The organism is Oceanobacillus sojae, from assembly GCF_900162665.1.
Classification (GTDB): domain Bacteria; phylum Bacillota; class Bacilli; order Bacillales; family Amphibacillaceae; genus Oceanobacillus; species Oceanobacillus sojae_A.
In genome coordinates, this window is sequence record NZ_LT727813.1 from 776,201 (window position 1) to 788,548 (window position 12,348).

Genomic DNA, 12,348 nt, shown 5'->3' on the forward strand with positions numbered 1-12,348 from the left:
ATCATACAGTGAAGCACAATATACATACCGTGAAAAAAGCAATAGATGGGGATGCTGCGGCTTTTGAAGAACTGCTTTTCCTGGAAGAGCAAATGCTGTATTACAAAGCGCTCTCTTACGTTAACAATAAACAGGATGCTCTGGATGCCATTCAGGAAACATCCTGTAAAGCATTTCTAGCCATTGGTCAATTACGAAATCCAGAATATTTTTCAACATGGCTATTCCGAATCCTGATACGTAAGTGTTACCAGCTTTTAAAAGAGCGGAAACAAATTATTCCTTATGAAGAAAATGAATTATTCATTCGATTAGAGAGCAATCAAGAGAAAGAAATAGAATCATTTCATCTGAGTGAAGCATTATCCAAACTGAAAACCTCCTATCAGACTTCTATTATCTTATTTTATTATCATGACCTTTCGATTCAGGATATTGCAGAAATTATGGAGAAGCCTGCTGGAACAATAAAAACATATTTACGCAGGGCAAAGAAGAAATTAAAAACCGAAATAGAAAGGAGTTATAAGTTAAATGAACAATCGACATAAGCAATTAGAACCTTTCCCTAAAGAGCAAGTACGTTCAGCTATTCAAACAGGGATGGAACAAGCAGAAAAACAACGCAGGAAAGAGTCAGTGAATCCTCAGCAGCATCGAAGAAACAAGATTAAACGAAGAATATTCTATGCTTTTGGCAGTGTTGCAGTTATTTTTGTCATATTGATTGGTTCATCGTACTATTCTCCAGCCCTGGCAAGCAGCCTGTCTCAGATTCCTATTATCGGTTCTGTATTTGAAAGTTCAAATTTGGCTAACCTCGAAAAAGCTCATAAGCAGGGATTAACCAGCCAAATTGGAGAAACTCAGACCGTTAATGGAATATCTGTTACACTCGATGAAGTCTTGTATGATCAGAATAATATTAGCATTAGTTATATCATTGATTCAGAAAAACCGCTTGAAGAGAATTATACTAGTGCTGGTATGGAATTTACCATTAATGGAGAATCACCAAATATGGGTTCCTTAATGTATATGGAATCTAGTCAATCAGCAACAACCCGGACAGCAGTTCAGGAAATAAGCGTAACAAAAGAAATGCCGGATAAATTTGAACTGGGAGTAATTTTAAAAGGGGAGAATGAGGAAGTTTGGAATTTTTCAACTTCTGTAGAAAAAATGGAGAACATTCAAACCATCCCTGTCCAACATTCCCAAAGTGCTGACGGAATTAACCTTACTATTACAGATCTGTCTCTCAGTGAACTAGGCGTCAGCATATCTTATGAAAGCCTTGATGAAAAAACAAATTTTGGTATTATCCGGGTAGACCGTATTGGAATAAATTTGTTTGATCAGGATGGCAATGAAATTACTTCCTTTTCCGGAAGTGGAGAAAGCTGGTTTTTCGATAATAATCCGGGATTTAAAAATATTGAACTGTTTGATCCAATTGATTCCAATGTTACAGAACTGACAATTATTCCTTATTTAAATAGAGGCGCGGAGTTTGATAAAAACGGGGAAGAGATTAAAATAGAAAAAGAAGATGTTGATTTTGAACCTATTATAATTGAAATACCAAAATAGACTATTATAATCGGAAATATATCTGAATCCTTTAGACAGTAAAAAGCAGTGGCCGCCAACTTGTAATGGATTTCACTGCTTTTTACAAAAGAATAGTATATCAATTACTTTGTGCAGCTTTAACTAAAATATTTTGATGCAGCTCATTCCAATTATTACTGTAATTATCTACTTCTCCCGGATCTATCCAGATTCTTTCTTCCGATTCATAAGCACCCTTAAACTCATAAACTCGCTGCACATCCATACGGTAAAATACCTGATAACCGATTCTCGGATAAGGGCTGTCCTTATCCCATTCGATATTTTCGGTATGGTTTACTTCGATACAACCTAAAAGATAACACCCCCCTGTAACATAGCCTTCTTCATATGCCTCACGTTTAAAACAAGCTACAGGCGTCTCTCCTTTTTCAATATGTCCTCCGGGTATATCCCAGCCTCTCGCATTTAAATTTACAAGGAGCAGCTTATCGTTTTTGAAGCATAAACCATGTACACTTGTTATAAGCTTATTTTCAGGCAGATTGTTATCTGGTATCCAGGTTAATTTCACTTTTCCATTTCCCCAATAGGTGTAAATACTTGTCATCGAGACTCCTCCCTGCTTAAAGTTTCTTCATTTAGAGCAGAGAGATTAACCTTCCACTCTTTTCATCCTGATAATCTTTATCGTGGTTCCTTTTTCAGTCGAATCCATATCCCAATCCAGACGCATTCCCTTTACCATCATATCAACAATAGAAAGACCGATTCCTGCTCCTTTTTGTTCTGTATCCACCTTCATGCCCTTTCCTTTATCTGTCACCACTATAGCATCATGCTGCTCTGTTGATTCTGTCCCCACGGCAATATATTTTCCATCTGCTGCATGACGAAGAACATTTTGCAGAAGATTATCTAAAATCCGGCTAAACCATAATGGATCAATTTTCCATTTATTCTGTTCAAATGCTTCTATGTCAATATCAACTTCAAATATTTCCTTTTCAAAAACTGGATACCAGGCTGCCAGATATTGACGAAGAAATCGTGCCATATCTATTTCTTTTAAATCCTTCTTATATTTACTCGCCATCAGCAGCGTATAAGACATTAGATTTTCAATTAATTTATCCACATCTTCAATAGATGCTGACGTCAGCTTAAGAGAACGCTTTGCTTCTGTTGGTAAATCCATTTTCTGCAATGTGTAGGCCTGTGCGTTTATTTTGGTTAGTGGTGTACGTAGATCATGCGATAAATTGGCAATCAGCTCTTTACGCAGCTGCTCTTCCTCTTGTTCACGCTCTCTACTTTCTCTTAATTCCTGTACCATTCGGTTAAAGGACTTCTCTAAGTCCCCAATTTCATCCTGTTTCTTCTCTTCAATAAGAATCGGCAGTCCATCCGTATCCCGAATTTCCATAGCTTCCTCCAAACGAACCAAACGCTTACGGATTCCTCTGAAAAACCATAAAGAAAGAAATATAAATAAAATCACGACACCAATTGTCAATATAATTATCGCCCAGCCATATTCATCATTCAGTTTTTGCCCATCGGACTTAAGCATATCCCGGGGTAGCTGGAAAACAATAAACCCCTCTTCCTCGCGTTCTCCTACAAAAGCAACGACAGTAAATGGATCTTCATCATAATGATTTTTTAAAAATTGGGCGGTGTATGTTGCATCCCATTCATCCGGTAAATTTTCCTGAAGATTGCTTTGCAGATTCAAAGTTCCGTCACCATCCACCCAAAACATAGAAGCATTCGGGTACACTTCCTGCCACTCTTCAAACAAAGGGTTAATATCATTTTTAGATGTTATTTGACTGGCTTCCTGATGCCAGTTTTCTTCTATTTCTTCATACCCCTCCTGTCCCCCTGATGAATCCCTGTCTCCCATCAGATTAAAAAAGATAATGATGATAGCGAGGTAAGCTGCGTACAGTATAAATAGGGCAATAATAATAATCAATACATATTTCGCTAATAAAGAGTGGAAAAATCGCTTCATTGCTTCACCCGATAACCAATCCCGCGAATGGTTTCAATAATAGTCGGTTTCGCTGGATTTTCTTCAATTTTCTCACGCAAATAGCGGATATGCACCATCAATGTTTTATCCCCTTCCATAAAACGCTCTCCCCATACACCTTCATAAAGCTGTTCCTTCGTTAAAATCTGATTCAGATGACGAAGGAAGTATTGAAACAGTTGATACTGCTTCCCAGTCAGTAAAATTTCTCCTCCAGTATGTTTATTGATAATAACCGACGATTTCGTATCTATTTGAAGATGCCCAATTTCCATGCTGTCTTCTCCCTTTTGAAAACGGCGAAGCAAGGCATCCACACGTGCTGCCAATTCATCAGGATGGAATGGTTTTGTAACATAATCATCCGCAAAGCTCAGCCCCTCCAGCTTATCCTCCACTGCGGAGCGAGCGGATAACATCACAATCGGTGTATCCTGATTCACTTTTTTTATTCGCTTGCCGATTGAGAATCCATCAAGTCCTGGCAGCATAATATCTAAAATGGCAAGATCAATATCGTTTAAATATTGTTCTAATTGGTTTCCGGATGTCAGCCAGGTCACATTATGCCCTCTTCCTGTTAAATCTTCTGTTACCCATCGTCCGATTTCTTCTTCGTCTTCGATATATAGGATATGTGCCATTTTTTCACCTCATTGACTTCTGATTTTTATTTGTATTATTACTTTTATTTCATTTATTTGCTGGATAAATTTTATAAAGTTCTATAATCTCTGTTTAATAATCATAACAAGAGTTATTAGGAAGTGAACGAAAATCCATTATTTTTAAACAAAATTTAAATAACACACTTAGCTTGCTTTGATTTAATTCTTCTATCCCTGCGCTGCGAAGAACTGCCTTACTTTAAATAGTAAGTAAATATATAGTGATATCTTATTTTCCAAGCATTAAATATGCTTTCTTATGCTATACAGATGTGTTAATGGAAATATAATTGGTTAGGTCGTTCAAGGTATGTAAGAGAGGTAATTGTTTATGATTATCATTTGTATTTATGGTAAAGTAGAACTATCCTCTATTGTTATGTAAAACTTATCATAATAAAGACGAATTTCTTATGAATAAATATTTCAAGCTAATTATTTTTTACAGGTGCTAACCTAAAGCGAACATGAATTACTAGGGAGGTTAGCACCTGCTAGTTTATAAGGGATTTATGAGGTTTCAAATAAAAATGAATCAAAATGCGGGAGGTTAGATTCAGGTTAGCACTTTATTGTTTATAAAAGCTTGCTGTATATAGTCTTATTATGTACGCTTTCGCATCTTATATGGGTGCGTGGATTGAAATCCAATGGCTTTACCGTCCATTTCACTAGTAACGTTTCGCATCTTATATGGGTGCGTGGATTGAAATCTTAAAATTGGTGGCGGACTTGCCGGGATGATAGTTCGCATCTTATATGGGTGCGTGGATTGAAATTGTATCTCCATAGTAATTATAAGTATATCTTACATTCGCATCTTATATGGGTGCGTGGATTGAAATTGGAAGACAACTTTAAGGATTTATTTACACCAGTTCGCATCTTATATGGGTGCGTGGATTGAAATTTTAGTTAACTCTAATACTCCTACACTTGCTAATTCGCATCTTATATGGGTGCGTGGATTGAAATTTTGATAATAGATTAGGCGGCAGCGGGAGTGATTTCGCATCTTATATGGGTGCGTGGATTGAAATGACAAATTCAATATTGAAAGAAAAACAATTCATATTCGCATCTTATATGGGTGCGTGGATTGAAATTCTAATACAAGAGCCAGCTTAGGATAATGTTCTATTCGCATCTTATATGGGTGCGTGGATTGAAATATGAACGAACCAGTCAATATATGAATGATCATGAATTCGCATCTTATATGGGTGCGTGGATTGAAATTTTGTTGTAATAATCATCCATATTAGGAACATCTTCGCATCTTATATGGGTGCGTGGATTGAAATTGTAGGTTCAGGTTCAGGGTCGGGGTCTGGCTTGTTTCGCATCTTATATGGGTGCGTGGATTGAAATATCAGACTATCCTGTTGCTATACAAGCAAATATTTTCGCATCTTATATGGGTGCGTGGATTGAAATATCAGACTATCCTGTTGCTATACAAGCAAATATTTTCGCATCTTATATGGGTGCGTGGATTGAAATTGTGAATCGCACAAGAGATGATAACGGCGTACGGTTCGCATCTTATATGGGTGCGTGGATTGAAATATTTAAGATGCGTTTTAGATGGTCAATTAGCTTGTTTCGCATCTTATATGGGTGCGTGGATTGAAATCGTATGACGCAGGATTATGGGATTGGCTTAGATATTCGCATCCTATATGGGTGCGTGGATTGAAATACATCCTATATAACAACCACCAAAGCTCCCGGCCCAAGATAATATAATTCCATTAAAAATCCATCCTCATACAATAAACTATTAATGAGGATGGATTTAAAATTTTTATTCCTTCTCCCTAACCATAACGCAAAATCCGCTCTGCAGCCTTTCTCGCTCCAGCAATATTTCTCGAAACCGGTCCAATTTCCAGCTCAGCTAATGCACCAGCTACAAAAAGACCACTTTTCCATTCAAGAGATTTAGAAACAATAGGAAAACCACAAGGCGCACAAGGCAATTTCATTTGCTTTATTACTGGATCTAACCATTCCTTGCCTGGCATTGCAATTGCTGGCCCCGTTGCCAGCATAATAGAGCTCCCTTCCAGCTTTTCATCATTTTCCATAAAAAGCTGCATTGCTCCATCAGCCGCTGCTTTTATTTCCTGGATACAGCCTGTATGAATATCCAGCCTGCCCGTTCTTTCTTGCTTCAACAGCTTTAAATATAAATCTCTGGTTATAGAACCATGGTTCCTTGCTTTTTGTATGGTTTCCCGTCTTTCTTTATAGCTGGTAAGCTTATGGTACTTATTCAAATATTTAGGTCCCAGCCAGCCTGGATCGCTGTCAAAATGATGAATACGTAACGGATGCCGTTTTACCAGGGTAACAGAATGGATGGATTCTTTTTGAGTAAGTGCATAAGCAAGATGTGCTGCAGTCATGCCGCCGCCAATAACAATTACATCTCCTGTATCCGGGAGCCTGCTGTCCATTTCAAATACATGCCCCAGCGCTTTATTATCCCTATACTTCTCAGCCCATGATGGATAATGCGGCGTATGGTTAACACCCATAGCAAGCACTACCCGCTCACTTAAGAAACAACGTCCATCCTTAACACCAACTTTCCACCCCTGTTCTGTCCATTTAAGTCCATTTACCTCTCCCTGCAGCCAACATTTCATCACACCTGTTTCTTCCAGTAAATCCAGACTGTGCTGATTAAACATGTCTAAACGCGGCCGCTGATACCGTCCTTTAAAGCCCGAGGCATAATTGTTTATGGAAGAGTATTTTTTTAAACTGTAGGGATCGGTATGTAAATGATGAACTAAAGGGGAGCGTAAATATTCCATTTCAATCTTGGCTGTAACTGTCCTCCATCTTTCCAGCGGCTGTTTATGAGAATCGATAATTAATAAATCTTTTTTCTCTGCTTTTTTCTCCGCAAGCAGACGGGAAGCTACGCAGCTTCCTTGAATTCCCCCACCAATTACTATCCATTTATACATACATATCCCTCTCTTCCTTTTCACACTCATCATAAACGTAATCATTACGGTTTATGATTAAAATTTTTTAGTACGGTATACATACTTAAAAAATTATCCTGCCAGCTTCTAAATATCTATTTTTTCTTTTTCATCCTTCATTTCAGCCTCTTTTTCGTTTACAATCCTTCTGTATAAAAATATTTCCTCTTTTCGTTTGTCTCAAAAGTACCTGAAACAGCATTTGTACAGTCGAGCCAACGCGTTTCTAGGTTTATCTTTTCTATACAGTTCTCTATTTTCTCTTCAATCTTTTTTAATACTTCTAAAAGCTCAGGTAAGGATAAACCAAATTCTACAGCTACTTGCTTGTGTGGTATTTTAGCTCGAAGCAAATCAACAAAATGTTCAGGTGTCAAAGCCCTCTCAGAAATTACATTTTCCATATTTATAACTTTTCCATATAATAATCGTTCCTCTTTTGAGAGAAAGCGGCTAACCACCTTTTCCAAAAGCTTTTTATCTAAGTAACTATCCATTTTAAACACCTCACTAGCTGCCAACTCGCTTTAAAACGTAATAATTACGATTTATCACGGAAATAATATTACTTTACCACGAAATATCGAGAAAGACAAGATATTATTGTATAAAAATATTTAAATTGGATTCAACTGTAAAACGAATTAAGTTATTTCCCAACACAAAAAAAGCTATCATATGTCACAATTCCATAGCATAGGATAGCTTTTTTCATTATTTACAATAAACAACAGAATCAAATACCCTTAAAAGTCATCATTAGGATTGAGACTATGCGTTGAATCAGGATACTCAAGATCACCCGCACTTACAGTCATTGTTACGCTGAAAAGCGAGAAAACTACCAATACAGCAATTAATAATTTCTTCATCCAATCCCTCCTCTCATATCTAGAGCTTTTTTTATCTTAAAATAAGCTTGTTTATACTGCTTATTTTGAGAATAATAATCAGATAGCAATACGTTATATCGAAAGAGAATATCTGTATCGTTTCTCTTTTCAAAAAATGGGATAGCAACAGTTTCCAAATATTCTTTAACATCCTTTTCATCCAATTGTAATCGAAGTACATGAAATTTAATCGCATGCTCCTCCAAATCAGGCTTATCAGCTAGTACTTCCCCTTTAGAAATATAATGTGTTGCTTTTTCCTCATTCTTTATTTTCAGGTATATACTTGCTAATGCCTCTATCGTTTTCAGATTATGCTGCTCATCTGTAGAGACAGAGAGGCTTTTCTGATAGTAAACAATCGCTTTTTCAACATCCTTCTTTTTTTCAAAAGCAAGTCCCATATTATGGTAAACTTTCCGAAGCAGGTTTGTATCATCTTTTATAACCTTTTCTATACGGTAATAATAGTCAATTGCCTCATCATAATTATTCATTTTGTGATAATTAATACCTAATAAAAAATAACAAACTGTACATTGATTATAGTTCATTTCCTGTAAGTATTTATTTAAAGCGGTTTCTAAATGCTGAATCGATTTGTATATATTTCCCTTCCTGTTGTAAACCAGGGACAGCTCATAATGAATATCTGCTTTATATGGATAATTCAGCGAATTTGCCAACCCCAGATATAACTCAAGCGCTGCGTCATAATTGCCGGATACATAATGGTATAAGCCACAAACTCTATTAAATAACGGCATGATTTTCAGATTGCCATACTCCTGTAAAGCTTCAACTTCCTGGAATTTTTCTTCGGCTTCTGCCCGCGTTGAAAATCTCAAAGCAAATCGTAATTGCACTAAACTGATAAGTAATTTCATGCCGGGATCCAGTGAATTCTTGTATTTTTCTAAAAATAATTGACAGGCCTCTTCTGCGGCTGTCTGATTTTCTTTAATTAAATTATAAATGTCTTCCGCTTCTCGGACGACTTCATCACTCATTGCTTCATCTGTTTGAACTAACTCCTGGATGCTTATTCCAAATCTTCGGGCCAGCAGCTGTAGGATTTCTTCATTAGGAACGACATTGCCGTTTTCAATCTTGCTGTAATAGGATACAGAACAAATACCTTCAACAATCTCTTGCTGCCTGGATTTTTGTTTGTTTCGTAAAAATTTAAGTTTTTGTCCTAAATCCAACTTCCTCTCTCCTCTGTATGAAATTTCTCCTATTCTAAATGTAACACAGTTCTAATAATAATTTGAAGTCTATTTTTAAAATTAAAATTTGTCTATGTAACAATAATAACAAATTACATTCAGAAAAGTATAAAATTTAACTCGAAACGACAATATTTTTTATTTTTCAGCACAAATTCGCAATTTTACCTTGTTTATTACATTATTTTCCTATTTTTTAAAGCAAAATTAAATAAGCTGCTCTATGACAATAGCAGCTTATTTAGTTCATTCGTATTCTATGATAAAATACTTTAACACATTAACGTGTTCTCCTACCTTATATCTATACGATTTATTTTTGTACCAAACATTTTTTTATTTTTCTATTAAGAAATGATTATTTAAGAATAAAGTCGATTCCCTCTGCCAGTTCTTCAATAGATTGCACCACTACCTTTGGAATACATTCATTTTCCTTAAAGGGCGCCTCTCTTAATCTATTTTCTTTATGCCATTTTTCTTCACATAATCTTATAAAGCTTGGATGCTCCGTCCTTTTATTCATTGGTAATGATAAAATTTCAGTTGGCAGGGATCGATGAATAAAAACAGAAGTAGTATCTAATTTATTTGCCAATACTACATCATGGTCAATTCGATCACCGACATGCGCCACAATTTCTCCTTCATCTGACAGTTTCTTCAATACAGCTGGATTCGGCTTGGCAAATCCAGCCGAATCAGATGTAATTATTTCATCAAACATTTTATCAAGCCCTAATTTCTGCAATACCGGGAGCTGATACTTGGCGTAACCATTTGTTGCAGCTGCAAGATCGAAGCCTTTTTTTTTGATTTGTTCCAGATGATCCAGCATATTGTCTTCCAGCAAATAAATCTTCGGTGACTCAGAATGCTTGATAACCATCTTTTCGATATCTATAGCTGAACCTGCTCCTAAATTCCCTGTTACGTCAGTTATAATATCATCCCAGTCATATGCTTCTAAAAACCGCTCTTCACTCATCCTTTGTAAGTGCTCACTGACAATCAAATTTAGAATATCCTCTTCCGTGTCTGTTTCTTTCTTTAACATATTCACAACATCCGGAAAAACCCATTTCCCAAAGGGATTTCGCATGATTGTTTCATCAAGATCAAATGTAATCCATTTTGTTCCCACTTACTTCACAGCTCCTTCCGTCAGGCTATCCATAAACTGTCTGGAAGCGAATAAAAATGCAATAATCATCGGTAAAGACGATAAAGTTAAGCCGGCAAACAGCAGATTCCACTGTGTATCATACTCACCGAATAATGTTAACATCCCTAAGGGAATAGTGGATAACGAATCAGTCCGAATAAATATTAACGGATAGAAAAAATCGTTCCAGACATTAATCAGGTTTACAATCCCCACGATTGAAATAGCTGGCTTCATGATCGGCAGTACAATCCGGTAATACACTTGAAAATCATTACATCCATCTAACCTTGCTGAATCCTCCAGGGCTCTTGGTACCGTCCGGAAAAACCCATAGAATAAAAATACTGCGAATGGGATTCCGCCGGCAACATAGATAAAAATTAAAGCGAACAGCGTATCTACCAATCCTAATTTCAGCATCGTCATATAAAGCGGTATAACAGCCAGCTTCATCGGGAGCATCAGCCCAATCATGAAAAATGCTAACAAATATGGATTCCATTTAAATTTATATCGTGAAAGATAGTAGCCGGCCAGAGACGATACAAATAGTACAATAAATACAGCGGAGGCACTGACAATAATACTATTCACAATATAATTGGAAAAATTAACGACTTCCCAGACCTCTATATAGTTATCTAAATTGAAGGAAGTTGGCAAACTTAAAGGATTTGTAAAAATCTCAGCATTCTCTTTAAATGAAGAAACAATCATTAAAAAAATGGGATAGCCAAAAACAAACGTAAATAATGCTAAGACGGTGTACTTTATGGTTTGTAATAACGGATTCGTTTTCATCTTCTCTTCTCCTTCACTGTTTTACCTTTCGAAGTCTTTCCGCTTGAAGACAAATAAAATGAGACTTGTCGCCATGCCGATAATAATAAATAGAACGACTGCAACTGCTGAACCGAGTCCAATTGCCTGCCCTCCATCAACTGTTCCGAAAGCTAAACGGTAAAAGAAGGTTGTCAGTACATCCGTTGAATAATATGGCCCTCCCGAAGATCCCTGCATAGCAAATACATATTCAAATGTTTCAAATGATCCTATAAATGTGAGCACAGTCATGATCATCAGTGCCGGTCCAATCATAGGGAGAGTAATTTTAAATAAAACAGTAAATGAATTCGCTCCATCAATTCTTGCCGCTTCGAAAATTTCCTTATCAATCGCCTGCAGTCCAGCTAAAAATATCAGCATAGAAAAACCAATGGATGCCCAGCTGTCAACAAATATAACACTTAAGAGTGCGGTACTCATATCACCCAGCCAGGGTCTTGTGAATGCTTCAAGTCCGATTGCTTCTAGCAGTGTATTAAGTGCACCTCTGGTCGGGTTTAAGATTAAGCTGAATAAAAAACCGATTACGATAACAGACAGTAATTTCGGCAAGAAGAACATGCTTTTAAAAAACTCTTTACCTTTAATTTTACTATGTATAATTAAAGCTAATATAAGTGAAATAATTAGTTGGGTAATTACCGTAACGAAAAAATAAATCCAGTTATGACTGAATGCGTTCAGGAAAAAATCCTTGTACGGTTTCTCTGTAAATAACGTTATAAAATTTTGAAATCCTATAAAATCCACCCGCTCAAATCCATTAAACGAATAAAAGCTGTTTAAGGCAGCCGAGATTAATGGATACAGCTGAAAAACACCATAAATCAGTGCGGCAGGAAGTATGAATAAATGAACAAGATGCTTTTTATATCTATTTTTCCGCTTATTTTTAGCCATGGAGTCCACCCTCCCAAAAGGTGAAT

General features: G+C 36.5%; 12 protein-coding genes and 1 CRISPR repeat array. Of the genes, 2 read left to right on the top strand and 10 right to left on the bottom strand.

Annotated features, from left to right (window positions below; all coding sequences use genetic code 11):
- Window positions 1–8 precede the first annotated feature (8 nt).
- On the top strand, window positions 9–551 hold the full coding sequence (locus tag BN1068_RS21120; RefSeq protein WP_254846845.1) for a sigma-70 family RNA polymerase sigma factor: 543 nt from the start codon (window positions 9–11) through the stop codon (window positions 549–551).
- Entirely contained in the window at window positions 535–1,593 is a 1,059-nt protein-coding gene (locus BN1068_RS21125) for a DUF4179 domain-containing protein (protein ID WP_077604790.1), read from the top strand. Before BN1068_RS21120 ends, BN1068_RS21125 begins: the two co-directional genes overlap by 17 nt.
- 100 nt (window positions 1,594–1,693) lie before the next feature.
- Here the strand turns inward: BN1068_RS21125 and BN1068_RS21130 are convergent, their stop codons facing one another.
- The 10 genes from BN1068_RS21130 to BN1068_RS21170 all read right to left on the bottom strand — a co-directional run bounded on the left by BN1068_RS21130 (window position 1,694) and on the right by BN1068_RS21170 (window position 12,322).
- Window positions 1,694–2,185, bottom strand: a complete 492-nt coding sequence (locus BN1068_RS21130; protein WP_077604791.1) for an NUDIX domain-containing protein — start codon at window positions 2,183–2,185, stop codon at window positions 1,694–1,696.
- Window positions 2,186–2,230: 45 nt separating this feature from the next.
- Complete coding sequence (locus BN1068_RS21135; RefSeq protein WP_077604792.1) at window positions 2,231–3,595, bottom strand: sensor histidine kinase; 1,365 nt, start codon at window positions 3,593–3,595, stop codon at window positions 2,231–2,233.
- Window positions 3,592–4,260: a response regulator transcription factor gene (locus BN1068_RS21140; protein ID WP_077604793.1), complete on the bottom strand. Its 669-nt coding sequence runs from the start codon at window positions 4,258–4,260 to the stop codon at window positions 3,592–3,594. The genes BN1068_RS21135 and BN1068_RS21140 overlap by 4 nt, the downstream gene beginning before the upstream one ends.
- Before the next feature lie 639 nt (window positions 4,261–4,899).
- A CRISPR array of direct repeats spans window positions 4,900–5,986; the repeat unit is 32 nt; unit sequence TTCGCATCTTATATGGGTGCGTGGATTGAAAT.
- 118 nt (window positions 5,987–6,104) lie between these two features.
- Entirely contained in the window at window positions 6,105–7,265 is a 1,161-nt protein-coding gene (locus BN1068_RS21145; protein WP_077604794.1) for an FAD/NAD(P)-binding protein, read from the bottom strand.
- Window positions 7,266–7,423: 158 nt separating this feature from the next.
- Window positions 7,424–7,783: a hypothetical protein gene (locus tag BN1068_RS21150; protein ID WP_077604795.1), complete on the bottom strand. Its 360-nt coding sequence runs from the start codon at window positions 7,781–7,783 to the stop codon at window positions 7,424–7,426.
- Between the two features lie 249 nt (window positions 7,784–8,032).
- Window positions 8,033–8,158 carry a hypothetical protein gene (locus tag BN1068_RS24235; protein ID WP_260051776.1) on the bottom strand — a complete coding sequence of 42 codons (126 nt, stop codon included), beginning with the start codon at window positions 8,156–8,158 and terminating at the stop codon, window positions 8,033–8,035.
- Window positions 8,155–9,387, bottom strand: coding sequence for a helix-turn-helix domain-containing protein (locus tag BN1068_RS21155; RefSeq protein WP_077604796.1), 1,233 nt, complete (start codon window positions 9,385–9,387; stop codon window positions 8,155–8,157). The genes BN1068_RS24235 and BN1068_RS21155 overlap by 4 nt, the downstream gene beginning before the upstream one ends.
- Before the next feature lie 379 nt (window positions 9,388–9,766).
- Window positions 9,767–10,552, bottom strand: a complete 786-nt coding sequence (locus BN1068_RS21160) for an HAD family hydrolase (protein ID WP_077604797.1) — start codon at window positions 10,550–10,552, stop codon at window positions 9,767–9,769.
- Entirely contained in the window at window positions 10,553–11,377 is an 825-nt protein-coding gene (locus BN1068_RS21165) for a carbohydrate ABC transporter permease (protein WP_077604798.1), read from the bottom strand.
- A 21-nt stretch (window positions 11,378–11,398) separates the two neighbouring features.
- Window positions 11,399–12,322: a carbohydrate ABC transporter permease gene (locus tag BN1068_RS21170; protein ID WP_139344906.1), complete on the bottom strand. Its 924-nt coding sequence runs from the start codon at window positions 12,320–12,322 to the stop codon at window positions 11,399–11,401.
- Between the last annotated feature and the right edge of the window lie 26 nt (window positions 12,323–12,348).